At 35.4% G+C, this 16,705-nt stretch carries 22 protein-coding genes and 2 pseudogenes; 19 read left to right on the top strand and 5 right to left on the bottom strand.

Going from position 1 to position 16,705, the window contains the following annotated elements; all coding sequences use genetic code 11:
• The first annotated feature begins 133 nt into the window (after positions 1–133).
• The 14 genes and pseudogenes from NC799_RS16100 (at position 134) to NC799_RS18455 (ending at position 11,185) form a co-directional block, all read left to right on the top strand.
• Positions 134–391 (top strand): hypothetical protein, encoded by a 258-nt coding sequence (locus NC799_RS16100; RefSeq protein ID WP_272447462.1) that lies wholly within the window; start codon positions 134–136, stop codon positions 389–391.
• A 1,239-nt stretch (positions 392–1,630) separates the two neighbouring features.
• A complete protein-coding gene (locus tag NC799_RS16095; protein ID WP_272447461.1) occupies positions 1,631–1,792 on the top strand; it encodes a hypothetical protein in 162 nt (53 codons plus the stop codon).
• A 317-nt stretch (positions 1,793–2,109) separates the two neighbouring features.
• Positions 2,110–2,514, top strand: a complete 405-nt coding sequence (locus NC799_RS16090; RefSeq protein WP_272447460.1) for a DUF4362 domain-containing protein — start codon at positions 2,110–2,112, stop codon at positions 2,512–2,514.
• A 745-nt stretch (positions 2,515–3,259) separates the two neighbouring features.
• Positions 3,260–4,390 (top strand): Gfo/Idh/MocA family protein, encoded by a 1,131-nt coding sequence (locus tag NC799_RS16085; RefSeq protein WP_272447458.1) that lies wholly within the window; start codon positions 3,260–3,262, stop codon positions 4,388–4,390.
• Entirely contained in the window at positions 4,390–5,403 is a 1,014-nt protein-coding gene (locus NC799_RS16080) for a LacI family DNA-binding transcriptional regulator (RefSeq protein ID WP_272447457.1), read from the top strand. The genes NC799_RS16085 and NC799_RS16080 overlap by 1 nt, the downstream gene beginning before the upstream one ends.
• A gap of 82 nt (positions 5,404–5,485) precedes the next feature.
• Positions 5,486–6,187, top strand: coding sequence for an SDR family oxidoreductase (locus NC799_RS16075; protein ID WP_272447456.1), 702 nt, complete (start codon positions 5,486–5,488; stop codon positions 6,185–6,187).
• A gap of 87 nt (positions 6,188–6,274) precedes the next feature.
• Positions 6,275–7,069 (top strand): endonuclease/exonuclease/phosphatase family protein, encoded by a 795-nt coding sequence (locus tag NC799_RS16070; RefSeq protein ID WP_272447455.1) that lies wholly within the window; start codon positions 6,275–6,277, stop codon positions 7,067–7,069.
• A 112-nt stretch (positions 7,070–7,181) separates the two neighbouring features.
• Positions 7,182–7,483, top strand: a pseudogene (locus tag NC799_RS16065) (CarD family transcriptional regulator); the annotation flags it as partial.
• Positions 7,484–8,339: 856 nt separating this feature from the next.
• Positions 8,340–8,930 (top strand): hypothetical protein, encoded by a 591-nt coding sequence (locus NC799_RS16060; RefSeq protein WP_272447454.1) that lies wholly within the window; start codon positions 8,340–8,342, stop codon positions 8,928–8,930.
• Between the two features lie 103 nt (positions 8,931–9,033).
• A complete protein-coding gene (locus tag NC799_RS16055) occupies positions 9,034–9,261 on the top strand; it encodes a hypothetical protein (RefSeq protein ID WP_272447453.1) in 228 nt (75 codons plus the stop codon).
• A 108-nt stretch (positions 9,262–9,369) separates the two neighbouring features.
• Complete coding sequence (locus NC799_RS16050) at positions 9,370–9,549, top strand: hypothetical protein (RefSeq protein WP_272447452.1); 180 nt, start codon at positions 9,370–9,372, stop codon at positions 9,547–9,549.
• A gap of 108 nt (positions 9,550–9,657) precedes the next feature.
• Entirely contained in the window at positions 9,658–10,089 is a 432-nt protein-coding gene (locus tag NC799_RS16045; RefSeq protein WP_272447451.1) for a hypothetical protein, read from the top strand.
• Positions 10,090–10,619: 530 nt separating this feature from the next.
• Positions 10,620–10,964, top strand: a complete 345-nt coding sequence (locus NC799_RS16040; RefSeq protein WP_272447450.1) for a DUF3221 domain-containing protein — start codon at positions 10,620–10,622, stop codon at positions 10,962–10,964.
• Between the two features lie 32 nt (positions 10,965–10,996).
• A complete protein-coding gene (locus NC799_RS18455; RefSeq protein WP_417006698.1) occupies positions 10,997–11,185 on the top strand; it encodes a PDZ domain-containing protein in 189 nt (62 codons plus the stop codon).
• Here NC799_RS18455 and NC799_RS16030 read toward each other — a convergent pair.
• Positions 11,153–11,551, bottom strand: coding sequence for a type II toxin-antitoxin system death-on-curing family toxin (locus NC799_RS16030; RefSeq protein WP_272447449.1), 399 nt, complete (start codon positions 11,549–11,551; stop codon positions 11,153–11,155). The genes NC799_RS18455 and NC799_RS16030 overlap by 33 nt on opposite strands.
• Positions 11,551–11,802: an AbrB/MazE/SpoVT family DNA-binding domain-containing protein gene (locus tag NC799_RS16025; RefSeq protein WP_272447448.1), complete on the bottom strand. Its 252-nt coding sequence runs from the start codon at positions 11,800–11,802 to the stop codon at positions 11,551–11,553. Before NC799_RS16025 ends, NC799_RS16030 begins: the two co-directional genes overlap by 1 nt.
• Before the next feature lie 164 nt (positions 11,803–11,966).
• Here NC799_RS16025 and NC799_RS16020 point away from each other — a divergent pair, with 164 nt between their 5' ends.
• The 4 genes from NC799_RS16020 (at position 11,967) to NC799_RS16005 (ending at position 13,349) form a co-directional block, all read left to right on the top strand.
• Entirely contained in the window at positions 11,967–12,380 is a 414-nt protein-coding gene (locus NC799_RS16020; RefSeq protein WP_272447447.1) for a hypothetical protein, read from the top strand.
• A 32-nt stretch (positions 12,381–12,412) separates the two neighbouring features.
• On the top strand, positions 12,413–12,580 hold the full coding sequence (locus NC799_RS16015) for a hypothetical protein (protein ID WP_272447446.1): 168 nt from the start codon (positions 12,413–12,415) through the stop codon (positions 12,578–12,580).
• Positions 12,581–12,732: 152 nt separating this feature from the next.
• Entirely contained in the window at positions 12,733–13,020 is a 288-nt protein-coding gene (locus tag NC799_RS16010; protein ID WP_272447445.1) for a nucleotidyltransferase family protein, read from the top strand.
• Positions 13,017–13,349, top strand: coding sequence for a HepT-like ribonuclease domain-containing protein (locus tag NC799_RS16005; RefSeq protein WP_272447444.1), 333 nt, complete (start codon positions 13,017–13,019; stop codon positions 13,347–13,349). Before NC799_RS16010 ends, NC799_RS16005 begins: the two co-directional genes overlap by 4 nt.
• Positions 13,350–13,889: 540 nt before the next feature.
• Here NC799_RS16005 and NC799_RS16000 read toward each other — a convergent pair.
• The 3 genes from NC799_RS16000 to NC799_RS15990 are packed head-to-tail and all read right to left on the bottom strand — an operon-like array spanning position 13,890 to position 15,646.
• The gene (locus NC799_RS16000; protein ID WP_417006697.1) at positions 13,890–14,342 is read right to left on the bottom strand and encodes a tyrosine-type recombinase/integrase; all 453 of its coding nucleotides are present in this window, start codon (positions 14,340–14,342) and stop codon (positions 13,890–13,892) included.
• A 1-nt stretch (position 14,343) separates the two neighbouring features.
• On the bottom strand, positions 14,344–14,907 hold the full coding sequence (locus tag NC799_RS15995; protein ID WP_272447443.1) for a tyrosine-type recombinase/integrase: 564 nt from the start codon (positions 14,905–14,907) through the stop codon (positions 14,344–14,346).
• The gene (locus tag NC799_RS15990) at positions 14,897–15,646 is read right to left on the bottom strand and encodes a tyrosine-type recombinase/integrase (RefSeq protein ID WP_272447442.1); all 750 of its coding nucleotides are present in this window, start codon (positions 15,644–15,646) and stop codon (positions 14,897–14,899) included. The genes NC799_RS15995 and NC799_RS15990 overlap by 11 nt, the downstream gene beginning before the upstream one ends.
• A gap of 290 nt (positions 15,647–15,936) precedes the next feature.
• Between NC799_RS15990 and NC799_RS15985 the strand changes: the two are divergent.
• Positions 15,937–16,705: pseudogene (locus NC799_RS15985) on the top strand (IS3 family transposase); the annotation flags it as partial.

Below are 16,705 nucleotides of genomic sequence, written 5' to 3'. Positions count from 1 at the left end.
TTGCCGGGAAATTGATTGGTTGAATTAGATTGAAAAATCGAGCAAGCAACTATACATTCAATAAAAGAGTTGAGGCCAACTAATCAGTCCTCAGGTTAATCAGGTTAATGGTGAAAAATGGAGGATAGTAATCATGGATAATACTTCCAACCGAAAAAACTTAATAGATAAGTTAGTGGAAATCGCTAACAAGCATCATATAAATTATTCAATTCCTGAAGGTGGATCCGACAATGCAGATTTTGCAGATTTTATTTTTAAGCTAGCAGAAGATATGATGTTAGGGGTTCAACTTGCACCAGTTGGATCTGTCAAGCCTTTATTAACGTTTCCCGATGGACAAGAATTGAGTTTTGCCGACCTGGATGAACTGTTACTCGATATCGCTTAAATAACATAAGCGCAGGGAAACAATCATCATAAATTCCGCACCCCATTTCGCAGTATAAAACAGCCAAACAAAAACGCTCAGAAAACCTTCTGAGCGTTTTTATCGTGATACTAAACTAATTATAATGGTCAAATAATTTCATGTATCATGTTTATTTAGTTTTCACCTGGAAAAAGGATAGCTAAAATAACAACATCATTCTCAATCAATTTATAATAAACGCTAAACCTTTTAATAACTACCCCTAGTAACCCCTTTATATTTGCCTAATTCTTCAGTGTATGTTTTTCCAATTAGACGATTCTTTAATAGATCTTCTTTCTATGATAAACTGAGAGATAAAATCGAAAGTCTCTATTCATATTCTCAATATATTTCATAAGCTCTTCTGAAGATTGGATTTTTCCCATAGTAATTTATCGCCACCGATATCCTTTATCTTATAAGATCATAACAACTCATATATGTAATGAATCAAAAATTCTTAGTATGTATAATGCCTCCGTTAATTGAATAACTACATTCAAAATCTTAAAAGCTTCTATAATCAGGGGAATGAGTATAACAAGTATTTTGGTAATGCAGCAGGGTTCTATTACAGTTAAAACGTACTCGTTTAACAAGCTGAAACATCGGGTCTAACTATGGATATGAAAGCCTTTTTATTTCACGGTTTAGAACCTGATTTAATTGGGGATTCCGATTTTGAATATTTTGATAAAGAAGGTAACAAATTAGCTAATTGATATAACAAGTGGAGAGTTGAACAAGAATTTATTGAAAAAGTTGTTAAAAATTCATACAAATGGTTCCAGTTACCTTTAAGGAGCTTAATCGAAATCCTTGCTACGGTCCTCAATAGCTGCACACACCATTCGTAATCTTTTGGGTATAATTGAAACAAGCGAAAAAAGGGAATAGGAGTTGAAGTTCCATATACTCCGGTGAGACAAGTGTTTGTTTTTCTACCTGTTTAAACATTAGCTATGTGATAAAGTATGGAAATAAAGTCTTTGGTAGTTGAGTTGTTGGCCAAATAAGGGATAGACGCTTTATAATGGCGTGTTACCGCAACAACGGTAATGCCATAAACTTTTTATAAGGACAAAGAAATCCCTAGTCAAAGATTTCGAAATAAGATCAAAGTCAGAAATACACCACAACCTGGCTTACAGAAACTTTGGATCTCGTGATTGCATCCTATTTAACCAAATAAGTACCCATGAAGGAGGGATTTCGGTGGAAATCATTATTGGATATTTCTTAGGTGCTTTTGTCTTAGTCTTGCTTTTTATTTCCCTTTTCAAAATGGCATCCAATCGAATGACAAATTCCAAGAGAGAATTAAATGAGAGAATAGATAACTTAGAAAGACGGATAAAGGACTTAGATAATAAATAAGATTCTCTTTAACTATCGAGGCTCCGTTTTTGTAACAAAGACTGGAGAAGATTAGGCGAATCCATTGGGTACCTATTTGCTATGGGCAGCTGTGGCAATAGTACTGATGGATAAGAAATTTCCCCCTGTATTCGACTAACACACCATGTTACTGGAAGTAGTATAATTGAATAAGGGATTAGAAAATGTTACTTAAAAAGATATTGCTAGACTCCCATTTGCTTATAATCATTCGAAAACGAGGGAATTCAATACGGTAGCTCTTATTGTGTTAAATAAATTGTTCAATCACAAAATTAATAGAAGGGGGACGTAATATGAAGAAAATACTATTGGTCTTTGCATCAATAATGTTGATTGTTATTACGGGATGTGGATATTCCCCCGACAGTGATGATGTCGTTAATGAATATGGAAAAATAACAAATATTGAAGTGTTTCAACAGTTTGTGAAAAATGCTAAACAAGGTAAGCAAGATAAGATAAGAATTGTACACTATACTGATGAAGGAGACCCGATACTACGAGATGTCGAATATGATGGGGAAAAATTCACTTCAAAGGTGGACTCTTCAAGAGATAAATATGGTAGTCGAGGAAAAAGTTCCATAACTTGTAAGGCCTTAAATATAGAAGAGGATGGAAAAACAAAAATATATGAATTAAAAGAATGCGATAAACCTGATAGCAACCCAACTTTGTTAGTGATAAGAGACTATTGAATGGATTATTCTGTGTTTGTTTGTGTTGCCCAAAGATTGCCAATCGCACTCTTAGGTGTATTTTTAATAGGGTTAGGAACTACTTGGATTCGTGGTAGTAAAAAGTAGGAATTGCTTAACAAAGGGGGAGAAAATTATTAAGAACCAGAAATGTCTGATTTGCGAAAAAGAGTTTAGTTGGCGAGAAGTAGGAAAGTCCACAGGCAACTTACTTATACGTCCAAAGATTGAGTGTTCCAACTGTGGTGAAGAATACAAAATTACTATTTTCTCTTATATTTTAGCAATTATATTGAGATTAATCCTAATAATTGTAATATCTTCCTTGATAACATTAGCCAATATTCCAAATGGTATTAAAAATATTTTACTTTTGTAATTATAGCATTTTTCTTTTTTATAGAACCATTTTTGATTAAATATAAGAAGGTTAAAGGTTAGTTTTATATATTAAAACATAATTTCAATTGCAGCAAAATTTAATTTGAAGCCTTTCACTTAAACAAGCAGGAGAGTGGAACAATGGTGTTGTCGCGCAAGGCAGCTTGTCTATTGTAAAGAAAAATCATCACCTTATCTATCCAGAGAAGGTTGAACAGGGGGAGATTTTATGAATAGATTGTACAGATGTTAAACTTTGTCAGGTTTTACATTTATGTAGTTTTATGTTGACATAGATAACTTAATGGACTAACATATGTTGCGGGAACGTTCCCTCGCGATTTTAATTTAAAGGAGGTAGAAGATGAAATTAGCATTTATAGGTTGTGGTAACATATCAATTGATCATCTTAAAGGGTTAGCTGAATTAAAGAAATCGGGTAGAAATCCGTTTGAACTCGTTGCAGTATGTGATATTCAGAGCGAAAGGGCAGAAGCGTTTGCCAGTGAAACTACAAGACTACTAGGGAATAATCCTAGTGTTTACACAAATTATCGAGAGATGCTAGAGAAAGAGGAGATCGATGCTGTTTCGGTTTTGCTAAGCCATGATCTACACCACACAGTTGCAGAAGATTGTTTTGCGGCAGGTGTTCATGTTCAAATGCAAAAACCGTTAGCGATTTCGCCATCTTTCGGAAAAAAAATGATAGTGGACGCAAAGAAATATCAACGTGTTTTAACCGTAGCCGAGCCGATTGTACTAGGAGCGGAGGCCGTTGCTGTAGCTCGTGCTGTCAAAGATGGTTTTATTGGCCCCGTACATTTAGTAGTAGACTATGCAGCAACTACCGAGGTAGCTGAACGTGGTTTCTTTGGTGGGACACCTTGGAGGCATATGAAGGGAAATGCTGGTGCAGGTTGGATTAACGATCACGGTGTTCATCATGCGCATCTATTTACAGAAGTTAATGGATCAATTAAAGAAATATTTGCTTATACAGATATTTTTGAAAAAGAGTTGAGTGATGGGAAGGTAACGATTCAACCAACTGGAGAAGATACCGCTGTAACGGTTTTTCGTTTTGAAAACGGTGGCCTCGGACATTGGATGTGTACATCAGCTGCACACGGTGAAGGTACCAATGGAACATGGTTCTATGGTGGAAAAGGGTGTGTACGTCACGGTGAATATGTGTCTTTAGATGGTGGAAACATCGTAACAATGAAGGAACTTATTAAAAGATACGCTGCAGACATTGAAGATAATCCATTTGCTCACTCCTATATAGAACTAAAAGAGGCAATTATAGATGGAATAACACCCATATCAAGTGCTGAAAAGGGGCTAGAAGCATTATCAGTAGTCTTTGCAGCGTTAGAATCTGCTGAAATACATCAACCCGTTAAAATACAAGAGATTATAGACGGAATAAAACATACATATGAAGATACAGTCATCAAAGAAATGGAGGAAATGAAGGCCCAGGCTTAATGGGACCAATAACAATGGCGACGATAATTGATGTGGCAAAAAGAGCTGGAGTATCAAAATCCACCGTGTCGCGTGTTTTGACAAACAGCGGCCGTATTGATGCGGACACGAAAAAAAGGGTAATAAAGGCAATGGAAGAACTAGGTTATCAACCAAGCCGAGCTGCTCAAACCCTTCGTAACAAAAAGACAAAACTTATCGCAGTGTTAGTTCCAAGAGTATCAAATCATTTCTTTTCAACACTCATACAAGGAATGGAACGTGAAGCAGTAAAACACGATTACCAAATCGTTTTATGTAATACAGGAAATGATCCGAAAAAAGAGTATAACTATTTAAAGATGCTAGAGAATCACCAAATAGATGGACTAATTTTAACAGCCTTTCGAAACCCTGTTGAACTTATTCAACAGTTTTCATCATTTGGTCCAATTATCCTTGTAGAAGAATACACAAAAGATGACATATTTCCGACTATTACAATTGATCATCAAGAAGCAGCTTATAAGGCAACAGAGCATCTTATAAAACTAGGACATCAACATATCGGGATGGTCAATGGACCGGAAGAATCGATTATCACAAAAGACCGAGAAAAAGGATTTCTAAAGGCTTTAGAGACTTATCACATTCCTATTCAGGAAAAATGGATTTGTTTTGAATCGTTTGGGATTCAACAAGGAAGAAGATATATACAAAGGGTTTTGAATAATGATTTTTATCCCACAGCTGTTTTTGCAGGAAATGATGAATTAGCCGTTGGTGTCATCCAGGAAGCGAAACAGCAAGGATTGGATGTTCCACAGGATTTAGCGGTTGTAGGGTTTGATGATCAAGATATTGCGACAATCATTGAACCCAACTTGACAACTATTAAGCAGCCCGTTGAACAACTTGGGGAAAAAGCGATGTTGTTGTTAATTGACACTTTACAAGGAAACAAAAACATATCTAAAAAAAAGATTCTTGAAACAAAGCTTATTATAAGGGAATCGTGTGGTATGAGAGTTTAGCCTAAAAGAGGTTTATTAACATACATTTAGAGGGAAATATGCATGAAATATCGTACAAAATGAAGTGAAGTAGGTGAATAGTATGGGAAATAGGGTTGTGATTATTACTGGGGCAAGTGACGGACTCGGTAAAGGAACAGCTGAAATTTTTGTTCGTGATGGCTGGAATGTTGTTTTGGCTTCTCGTACAAAAGAAAAGCTAGAGTTAGTGGCAGCAGAGTTACAGGATGAAAAAGGGGAAGTACTTGTAGTTCCTACTGATGTGTCAAAATATGAACAAGTGCAACATTTGGTTAGACAAACGGTTAAAACCTTTGGAAGAGTTGATGTTCTAATTAATAGTGCAGGCATTGATTACCCCAACTCCATTGAAAAATTAGAGGTAGAACAGTGGAATAAGGTGATTGATGTTAATTTAAATGGGGTCTTTTATTCGTCAAAAGCAGTATTTTCGCATATGAAGGAACAGAAATCCGGTTACATTATTAATATTTCATCCGTTGCAGGGAAAAAGGGATGGCCAAATGCAACAGCATATTGTGCTTCAAAGTTTGCTTTAACCGGGTTTACGCAGGCATTAAATGGAGAAGGAAAGGCACATAACATTCGTTGTTCTGTTGTGTATCCTGGAGGGATGGATACGAACTGGCATGCAGAAAAAAATCCAGAGTTTTTAAATCCTCAAGATTGCGGGAAATTTCTTTTACATATGGTTACACAGAACCCTCGTTTCGTAGTCAATGAAGCGGTCATATCACCTATTGTAGAGCAAGGGTATCCTTAAAATTATTACTAGAAAAAGGAGGGTTAACCTCTTTTTTCTTTTTTAGAGAACATTTATAATTGATTACGGTATGGAGGTATTACACATATGAAGTTACTAACGTTAAACTGCCATTCCTGGCAAGAGGAAAATCAACTAGAAAAGATAACATATCTAGCAGAAACGATTAAAGAAAAATCGTATGATGTCATTGCTCTACAGGAGGTAAGTCAACCTATCGAGGGAGAATTACTATCTGGGCGTGTTAAAAAAGGTAATTATGCATTGGTATTATTGCAAGAGCTTGAAAAGCTAGGCATGATGGATTATGCATTAGTGTGGGATATTTCTCATATTGGGTATGAAGTATATGAAGAAGGTTTAGCGATTCTAACAAAACACGAAATTATAAAGGAACACTCCTTCTTTGCTTCACAAGGCATGGACACTAACTATTGGAAAACACGAAAAATTGTCGGTGCTAAAATTATCTATAATAATAAACCAATTTCCTTCTATTCGTGTCATACAGGATGGTGGCAGGATGAAGAGGAGCCCTTTAAATACCAAGCCGACAACATTCTTCAACAAGTAAATAAAGCAGAGCAGTTTTTTCTTATGGGAGACTTTAATAACAGTACAACAGTAAAAGGGGAGGGCTATGATTATCTCCTTAAACAAGGACTTTTTGATACCTATTCCTTAGCAAAAGAGAAAGATCAAGGTATAACTGTCAAAGGAAAAATTGCAGGCTGGACGGACAATAAAAACGACTTAAGGATTGATTTGATTTTATCAAGTATGCCTGTCCATGTAGAGTTTTCGCACGTCATCTTTAATAATAGTAATAAATCAATGGTATCAGACCATTTTGGTGTTGAAGTAATGCTGTCACTTTCATAAATAAGTATTATCTACTGCGCAGTAGACTTAATTGTGCGATAAACGCTTTTATTTTCTCGTTACTTTGTAAAAAAGTGACGGGAATTTAGTTGTTTTCAACGGTACGCTAGTGAGTTCAAGTATTCGCCCAGTTACTGACATAATGGCATTAAAACACATCATACACATTTTTCAGCATGGGGAATCAGATCTTTCACTGCCGTGGAAACAAAGGTATAAACTGAACACGGACAAAATAAAAACAGGTAAACTGCAAGAAGGCGCTGAAGTTGTACGTGATTTAAGGCGTATGAAGAAAGAGAAAGCGCTCAATACAAGCGAAAAAAAATGTTTGATAACGCATATGAATTTCTGATTAGTGAACTGAGATTAATTAAAGGAATAACTGAAAAACAAATAGAAATTTTCAGTTAGGTGAATGAAAGATAATGGATTACTTCTCCCTAAAATATTCTAAATATTTTGGGAATATGATTTAAAATTTCATTTCAGAGATATTCAACTTACTTTTAGAGCATTGGTATGTCAACACTAGATTGGATAAATGTTTTTGGAGCAATGTTTTCATTCAGCTGGTGTTTGATAATCTAATGAACCAACTGTGGATACGAATACGCAATACCATTGGACCTTATCCATAAGTTTAAGGTAAAGTTCTTGTCAGTCCGGTGTCCGAATTCAGTTTTAATAGTTTGAAAGATAGCTTCTGCAACGGCATTGTCATTGATGTGCCTTTATTTTATCATCGCTCGATTCCAAATGTTTTTAAAAAGTTTTTTTATTCACTTCCCCGATCAGTACGAAATCACTCCATATGATAAAGATTAGTTAATTCCGCACGCTGAACTAAAGCTACATCCTTGTTAAGACCACTGCATCTTATAATTTCACGGTTACAAAGCCGACAATCCGACAAGCCGACCCATCACTTCCAACAAAGCTGAGAGAGTAGCTCTTAGCTTTTTTTTCAATTTTACTTCGACCCAAAAGAAATACCCCTTTTCAGTTCACGTCCGTAAATCCAAATAAAGGGGAGCAATGAAACGAAAGGTAAATCTGTAGCATTGTAATCATTTTAGGTTTAGGAAGCCTATAAAACCCACTTAGAAAATAGAATAGAAAAAAATATTTAACTAAACAGTTCCCTACATTTAAAAGGTATCATCATTTCTTGTTCACCCAACAAGAGCAAGAATGGAACAAGATTATTCACTACTATTGAAACAAATTATACACTTCAATCGTCTAAATCAGTGAAGGGGGTGTTAATGTGATTAGAAAAGTTATTCCATCTTTACTATTTACTACTTTTGTTTTAGTTGTGTTGTACGGATGTAATGGTTCGGGAGAAGGTTCGTATGCTGGGATATTAATGATTGATGGAATAGATTATACATGGCAAGGTGATATTGAAAATAAAGAATTCACTATAGCAAACAAAATTGGAGAAGTTGAAAAGACAGTGGATAAAGAAATAATACCTAAAACTAATTTTTCATCAAATATGTTAGAGGTGGGTGCAGAAATATTCACGTCGAATGAAGACGCTGGAGTTATTATAGTAAAACGTGAACACGATGGCGAATATGATAAATTTATAGAAAAAGGCTACTATAAAGACATAAGAGAAATTGCTTGGAACTTCTTAGTAGATAAAGGTTGGAGCGATAGTGCTAGCGAAGAATGGGAAAGTGCAACGGTAACTAAAATTACCGTGAATGAAGCCTATCATTTATTAGATAATAGTTATGAGGGCGAAGAGGTATTTTCTGTCTCTTTTGCCGACAGAGAGAATGTTGTAACAACTACACCAATAATACTTGTTGATGCTTATAGAAACAAAGAATACATTTCAAGTTAACGAACTCTCGAACCTGACTTATAAAGGTGATTTTGAACAAATCAGTAAGGAACAGGTAGAAGGGGACGGCACCCCAGTTCACTCCTTTTTTGAAGGTGTAAATATGAGTGGTGGTGGTACTAGCAGTAAAATACAAGATACTACTGGATGGAATATTTCGAGTAGTGATTCAGATAAATATGCAATAAAAGACAATGAATTCAAAGTTGTTGTAGAATGGGATAATCAAAAGGAAACTTTTATAATGACCTATAACGATGAAAAAACTTCAAAGGCACAAAGACTTGATAGAGAGGAGGCGCGTAGGTATTTTTATGAGCAGCAAAAATAAACTTGTATAATTTCATTGGTTCGCTACTGGCATAATGCTTGAAGAAGGTTAGTTGGATTTTCGGGGTGTAATTACTAAAACAATGGTTCGTTCAGGGGAGGGCATAGAATGAGATTGTTATCTGCATTTGTTGCTTGGGTTATTATTATGTTTATTGAAGTTGTTTGGCTAGTAATCAATATTTCAGGTGGTGCCAGAAACAAAGAAGAGATTTATGTAGTAATTATTATTTCTCTAGTTATGGGGGCTACTGGACTTAACCTATACAGTAATCATTTACGGAAATGACATGTACAGAGACATTTTGTAATTAAGCTAACGTGGGCAAGAAAACTTACTTGACTGAGTTGGTCGTGAAACTGGCAGGTAGGTAAAAATTTAAAGGGGGGCAAAACTGTGAAGGTAGTATCAGTTTCAGTAGCTGTTCAAATTATTTTAACATTTTTCTTGTTTCTTGTCTTAATAGGATGTTCAAATAATTCTGATGATTTTGATTTTCCTCAACTGACAAGTGAACTTGAAAAATCAGGAGTAAAATACACAGTTCTGGATAATGATCAAAAAGATGAATTCCTTTCTGCTGTGCCTAAAGTAATAAAAGTTAATGAAGATTTTTTCTTGATATTTGAATATCCATCGAACAAAGAGATGGAAAATGATGCTGCCTTGATACGTGAGGATGGAAATATTGGACTTGCTAAAATTGAATGGATCTCAGACCCCCAGTTTTTCAAAAAGGGAAACATTATCGTTCAATATGTAGGGAAAAATAAAGAAATCTTAAACCAACTCGAGAAAATATTCGGGAAACAATTTGCTGGGCGATAGGGAGTCAATTGAGATCCAATCAAAAGGAGATTGGGGTGCAAACATAAAACATCTTTACTTCATATGTTTTCCTGTTATTGGAAAGAGATTTTAATTAATTTTTATAAGGGAAAGAACGAAATGTCTCAATCTATAATTTTTGATATGGATGGAACACTTTTCAAACAGATAAAGAGTCTATAATTATTAGTCCGGAAAGGGCGTATATTGGGGTACGTCTATCAGTTTATGTTCAGATATATCCGAACATAAGTCAGTATCACATTAGGAAAGTAGAGAATCTTTTATGTTGATATCCTCTTATGTAGAAAATCCTTCAGTTTCGTTCGGCTGCTTTTTGACTTTCCACATGTTGCTTAACTGTATTTTAAATTCGCCCTTTTTTCCTTGAATAAAAGGATTTTACCATTTAATGGAAAATGAGAACCTAGAAAAAGTAATAAAGGATATCATTTAATAAAGAAATAGTATTTATGAATGTGAGAGTTTTCACTTAAACTAACTGAACAGCAAAAAAGGAGGAGGAGATAATGGTTAAAACATATAAGAATACCAAAACAGTCTTACTCATGTTTGTACTTATTATTTTTACAGTGGCATGTTCTAAACCAGATATTGAAGGTTATGTAATTGCCATTGATGAGCAGAGACTTTTAGTTACAGAGGATATATCCTTAGAAAAATATGAGGAAATTAAGAATAAAACTGTTAATGAGATAGATAGATTATCAGGACATATAAGCCTTATATATCTAAGTTATGATGATGCAAATGCCTTTACAAAAGGTGATAATGTGCGAGTTTGGATAGACGGCGGAATTGACCAATCCTCCCCAGCGCAAGCAGGCGCAAAAAAAATTGAGGCTATAAAGTAAAGATTTATTAAACAAACGGGGGCTTATCTTTAATAAATCTTTGCAAATACAAAATAAAAATCCATTCTCAAGCTGAATCGCCAGCAGCACAAGCGGGTCTACAAGAACTCGATGTTATTGTTGCTTTAGATGGAGAGCCGATAAGAGACGCGCTTTGGTTAAGAAAGCATCTGAATAGAGAATGGATTTTACAATTTTTCTGTATGTTTTATTATTGCTGAAACAATTTCCTCAAACGTGTATTTATGGTTCACAACATCAACTGTAAAGTCTTGTTCTTCTTCAATTCCCATCGTCCAACGAAAATGGTTTATTTTCAAAAAGACAATTAAGGAAGCAAGGGCTGTTCGCTTATTTGCATTGTGGAAGGCATGGTTCTTAGCTATTGACTCAAAAAATGCCGCTGCTTTTTCGTAAATAGTTGGATAAGCATCACTACCAAACACGGATTGTTTTGGGCGGTTAATAGCTGAATCAAGTAGGTTTGGATCTCTTACACCTAATGGTTCATCTGGGGAATATAAACGAATTTGTACCGTATTAATAGCAATCACTTGGTTTATTGTAAGATAAATGACTTCATCCATTATCTGTTCACTAATCCTTTAAACGCTTTGTCATGCTCATTAATGACATCATTTAAAATATCCATGAATTCTGCATCGACACCTTCAGGAAGTGTTACTTGCTCTTTTTTTCTCAAAACAATTTTCCCATCCTTCACTTCAACTTGGACATCATCTCCTTGTGCTAAGCCCACTTGTTTTAGTAATTCAGTAGGAAGGGTAATTCCAAAACTATTTCCAATCTTAGTAACTTTTCTTTCGAATTGTTCCAAAAAATCACATCCTCGTTATAATTGTTATAACGATTATAACATATAAAAGTGAGTTAGAAAAAAGTCTCTTTGTATGTGAAATGCTACACTTGAAGTAACGGGTGCGTTATTCGAATAAGAAATCGTATAAGGAGGGAGTTCTTTGCAAAAGAAAATAAAAATAATTGTTATTACGGCATTGCTTAATCATAAGCATTTTATCTTATCAATTGTATGTTACACATACTTTATTAAATGTCCAACAAGATAGGGATTTTTCACTTATCGAAACACACTTTAAGGAGTTATCTGACCGTTCTAATCAGGTGCTAACAGAATGGGATGATGAACATTCGGAAGCTTCTACTTTACTTTATAATCAATTTTTAATAACAGAAGGAATGCTTTGGGGCAAACCAGCTACAAAATTCTATAAAGTTAATTTAACCTCCAATCATACTGTAAGTTTCTCTGACTTATCACAATTTATAAGTATCTACCGAGGTACAATTGAAGAGGATTCAAAACAAGTGTCAACAAATGAACGTTTGCGATTCTTAATAAGAAGTTGTCGGATGCGGCAGCTTTTTTTGTGTTAAATGGCAGTATAATTCCACAAGGGGGATTTTCAATGAAGAAAACAATATTAGGAATAGCAATAATGCTTATTTCACTGAACTTAATTGAATGTTCCAAAAAAGATGATCTTCCTTATGCTTACCAGGTGAACAATATAAAGTCATCTATGTTAGCGCAGATGATTCTCCAGATAACGAACACCACGGAGAAAATCATCTAATGGTTAATGGAGTTTAGTAGAAATGAGGGCGATGATTTGGGTCTTATTGTTAATGGATTAGGAATACAAGATATTGAAAAGTTTTTAAATGGTTAAAGACAAAGACATGGTATAATCTGATTAAGAGTAGTGAAGAATGTGAGGGATTCGTTATGTTACATGATGTTCTTCAAGAAAAGCGTGATTTAATTTTGAAAATAGCTGATAATCATGGGATCCAAAATGTACGGGTTTTTGGTTCAGTTGCAAGGCATGAAGATGGACCTACAAGCGACCTTGATTTACTTGTAGAATTTGAGAAAGAGAGGAGTTTGTTTGATTTAATTCGATTTAAACAAGAGATTGAAAACCTACTCAATATTAAAGTCGATGTCGTAACAGAAAACGCGGTTCATTGGAGTATGAAAGAAGATGTGTTAAACGGAGCTATTCGATTATGAAAAATGACAAAATCTATTTGCTTCATATTTTGGAGTGTATAGAAAGTATTGAATCCTATATTCCAAATGGTGAAAATGACTTTTTCAGTTCTAAACTAATTCAAGATGCGGTCATTCGCAATTTGGAAATTGTCGGAGAAGCAACTAAACGTGTATCAAAAGATTTTCGAAACCAACATCCCAATGTGCCCTGGCGTGAAATGGCGGGATTAAGAGATGTTCTGATTCACGATTATTTTGGTGTGGATAATGGAATAGTGTGGAACGTGGTTGAAAAAGAAATACCACTTTTGAAAGATAAAATAACCGATATACTTGATCGATACTAACATATGTAAAAAGGCTTAGGTTGTAAAGAATCTAAAGTCTTTTTTTAAATTGCAAAATTTTATCTTTCGCTAAAAGGTGCTGAAACAAACAAATCCAATAGTTCACATTGATGCTTAACGGACAACTCGTTATGCCATGCAGCCAACCCAGGAAGAAATCGACATTAAAAATGCGATTGACAAAATCCATTTCCGTGAGCCAGCATTTGGTTGTCGTAGAATTCAGTTTGAATTGAACAAGCTCGGATTTAGTATTGGTCTCAAACGCACCCGCTGATACATGCAGGAGATGGATATCTTAGCTTTTTATCCTGGACCAAACTTGAGCAAACGAGATTTACAGGAACGAACCTTTCCCTGCTTGCTTCGTAATGTCACCATTACCCATAGAAATCAGGTTTTGGGGAATTGATATTTCGTATTGCGGAACACACTTATGTATTTTGTAGCTATTATTGACTGGTACCTATGGAAAGTTAATTAGATAATAGCTTAAAAGTGTAGTGAAGAATACATTTCAACTTTCCATAGTCAATACGGCTATAATCTGTATTGTTTTAAGAATTCTGTTAATTCCTTTTTTTCTTTTATGCTATATTTCTCAGTTCCTATCGTACTAACCGCATTATTTTCTTCAATTGCCTTCCTCATAAATTCCGGATTGGTCTTAGCATAAATTTCAGTTGTTATGACAGAAGCATGTCCGAGAAAATCCCTGATGTATATGAGATTTACGCCGCTCAATAGTAAATTTGTGGCTTTGGAATGACGAACCATATGAGCGGATACTGTTTTTGTGAAATACCCCGGATTTTTGTCCCTTGCCATCGCTACATATTTCTGCAAAATATAAGTTACTCCGGGGCGCGTCAGACGATTATTGCTCCTATTAAAGAATAATGGAGATCCAGTTTGATCCATGTCAATGCCATTTGATTTAAAATAGGCTTTTAATATATTTCCAGTCTTAGGCGAAATCGGTATGAGGCGCATTTTATTTCCTTTTCCTATTACCCGGACAGTTATTTTTCCGGATAATCTTAAATCTCCTCTGTTTAGGTGTATCCAGCTCACTAATTCTGGTTCCTGTGTCATAAAGCAACGCAAGAATGGCAAGATCACGAATTCCTTCTCGGGTATGCACATCCGGCTCGGCCAATAACATTTTTATTTCAATGTCCGTTAAATGTTCAGGTGTCTTTTTAGGACTCTTCTTCATAGGTATAGCAAGAATATCACTACACATAGATGCGTATTTAGGGGTTTCTGACAGGACATATCTAAAAAAGGAAGGCAATGCTGTAAGTCTAAGATTTCTCGTTTTGACGCTACAGTTTCGTTCGGATTCTATCCAATTGCAGAAATCCATAATGAATTCTTTACTGAATAAAGAAAAATCAATTTGCTCCTGTCTAATGGAACAAGATTCCCGGCAATATTGAAAAAACAGAATGAATGTATCGCTGTATGAAGCAATAGTATTTTCGCTCAGTCCTTTGTGAAGTGTGAGATGTTTTGTGAAAAAAGCTGTAAGGTGCTCCGGAAAACTATTTTTCATCCCAATTCACCTCCGGAATCATACCCTGTACCAATTCCCGGCTTGATAATGCAACTTCGTCATGTTTGAAATAGGGAAGGCGCAGATATTTTTCTGTAGAACGGATATCTTTGTGTCCAAGATAACTGCAAAGAATCGGCAAACTGTAATATAGATCCATTCCTTCTGATTGCATTTTTTCTAATGCATGGACAGCTTGGGTGTGTCTGATATCATGAACTCTAGGATAACTGCCACTTGGAAGCTTTGAAATTCCTGCTTTGGCATACATATTCTGAATGGTAGACCTTACTGAATGCCTGCTGTATTTTCCGCCATTCGGTGCTGGGAAAAAGTAGCCATCACTATTAGCATTGAATGACATCCTTTTAGCGTAATCCCTGCAAAATTCGGTCATGGATTGTGACATAGGAACAATCCGGCTCTTACCTTTCTTTGATTTTTCTATAAAAAGTATGCCCTTGGTTAGATCTACGTCCTGACACTTTAAAGACAGTGCTTCAGATATGCGCAGCCCGCAACTGTATAAAAGTCGCATAAGTACAGGATAAATTAATGTATATGTCGGATAGCGTGATACGGCTGGCAATTGATCTGAAACATCCAAAATGGATGCAATCTCCTCATAACTAAATATATATGGCACAAAGCTACTACTTTCATTATGACGGCTGATTAATGGATAAATGTATGCATTAATCCCCTTATTCCTCAGGAATGTAGCAAACTGCCGAAGCATTCCAATCCTTTTGGATTGGGTAGAGTAGGTCTCATGTGGTCGTTTGGCGCAAATTTTCTCCACCACACGTTTTATTAGTTCAGGTTCCCTGACATGGTATCTGTTTAGCTGCTGGTTTATGCACCGGAGTGTATATAGCATTGAATCTTCATATTGCAGTCCATATCCGCGTTTATAGGTTACAAAGTCTATGAACAGTTCTTTGAATGGATGGATAGGTTATACTTAGTTGGACAGATTAGTTAAGGTCATATAAACTTGATTCAATGAATGTCGGAGGAGAATCAATGATGACCAAAAGAGAACGAAGATCATTTTCAAAAGAATTTAAAGAACAAATTGTCCAGTTACATGCTTCAGGTAAGCCAAGAGCTGAAATTATCAAAGAATACGAGCTGACGCCTTCTGCCTTTGATAAGTGGGTTCGCCAACATAGCACAACTGGATCATTTGATGAGAAAGACAATAGAACGCCAGAACAAGAAGAATTAATCAAACTTCGTAAAGAAGAAAATCAAAAACTTTTGATGGAAAATGATATTTTAAAGCAAGCAGCGCTGATCATGGGACGAAAGTAGATGTGATCCGTAATAATAGTCACAAATACTCGGTATCAGCAATGTGTCACGTCCTACAAATACCAAAAAGCACGTATTATTATGAAGCGAAAAATCGTGATAATCAGGATGAAGAACTAACAGAATTGATTGGTGAAATTTTTAAAAAACAGTCGAAATATCTACGGACAGAGAAAAATTAAAGAAGAACTGAAAAAACTTGGCTGGCAAGTCTCACGCCGTCGTATTGGGCGCATTATGACAGAACGAGGACTTGTATCAAAAAAATACACAGTAGCTCAATTTAAACCAAGGAAAGCTACTGTAAATGAATCCGAAGTTGGCAATACGCTTAATCGGGAATTTGATCAAGACGAAGAACTAAAAGTGGTTGTGAGTGATTTAACCTATGTAAGAGTAAAGCAAAATTGGCATTATATTTGCGTATTAGTAGACTTATATAATCGTGAAATTATTGGCTACAGCGCTGGACCTAACAAAA

It is taken from the genome of Aquibacillus salsiterrae, from assembly GCF_028416595.1.
Classification (GTDB): Bacteria; Bacillota; Bacilli; order Bacillales; family Amphibacillaceae; genus Aquibacillus_A; species Aquibacillus_A salsiterrae.
This window is presented reverse-complemented; position numbering and strand designations above follow the sequence as displayed.

Bases quoted from the DNA above. Each gene is read 5' to 3' on its own strand.
- NC799_RS16100 (WP_272447462.1), top strand. From the start codon at position 134: ATGGATAATACTTCCAACCGAAAAAACTTAATAGATAAGTTAGTGGAA.
- NC799_RS16090 (WP_272447460.1), top strand. From the start codon at position 2,110: ATGAAGAAAATACTATTGGTCTTTGCATCAATAATGTTGATTGTTATT.
- NC799_RS16085 (WP_272447458.1), top strand. From the start codon at position 3,260: ATGAAATTAGCATTTATAGGTTGTGGTAACATATCAATTGATCATCTT.
- NC799_RS16080 (WP_272447457.1), top strand. From the start codon at position 4,390: ATGGGACCAATAACAATGGCGACGATAATTGATGTGGCAAAAAGAGCT.
- NC799_RS16075 (WP_272447456.1), top strand. From the start codon at position 5,486: ATGGGAAATAGGGTTGTGATTATTACTGGGGCAAGTGACGGACTCGGT.
- NC799_RS16070 (WP_272447455.1), top strand. From the start codon at position 6,275: ATGAAGTTACTAACGTTAAACTGCCATTCCTGGCAAGAGGAAAATCAA.
- NC799_RS16055 (WP_272447453.1), top strand. From the start codon at position 9,034: ATGAGTGGTGGTGGTACTAGCAGTAAAATACAAGATACTACTGGATGG.
- NC799_RS16050 (WP_272447452.1), top strand. From the start codon at position 9,370: ATGAGATTGTTATCTGCATTTGTTGCTTGGGTTATTATTATGTTTATT.
- NC799_RS16040 (WP_272447450.1), top strand. From the start codon at position 10,620: ATGGTTAAAACATATAAGAATACCAAAACAGTCTTACTCATGTTTGTA.
- NC799_RS16030 (WP_272447449.1), bottom strand. From the start codon at position 11,551: ATGGATGAAGTCATTTATCTTACAATAAACCAAGTGATTGCTATTAAT.
- NC799_RS16015 (WP_272447446.1), top strand. From the start codon at position 12,413: ATGAAGAAAACAATATTAGGAATAGCAATAATGCTTATTTCACTGAAC.
- NC799_RS16010 (WP_272447445.1), top strand. From the start codon at position 12,733: ATGTTACATGATGTTCTTCAAGAAAAGCGTGATTTAATTTTGAAAATA.
- NC799_RS16005 (WP_272447444.1), top strand. From the start codon at position 13,017: ATGAAAAATGACAAAATCTATTTGCTTCATATTTTGGAGTGTATAGAA.
- NC799_RS16000 (WP_417006697.1), bottom strand. From the start codon at position 14,342: ATGCGCCTCATACCGATTTCGCCTAAGACTGGAAATATATTAAAAGCC.
- NC799_RS15995 (WP_272447443.1), bottom strand. From the start codon at position 14,907: ATGAAAAATAGTTTTCCGGAGCACCTTACAGCTTTTTTCACAAAACAT.
- NC799_RS15990 (WP_272447442.1), bottom strand. From the start codon at position 15,646: ATGCTTCGGCAGTTTGCTACATTCCTGAGGAATAAGGGGATTAATGCA.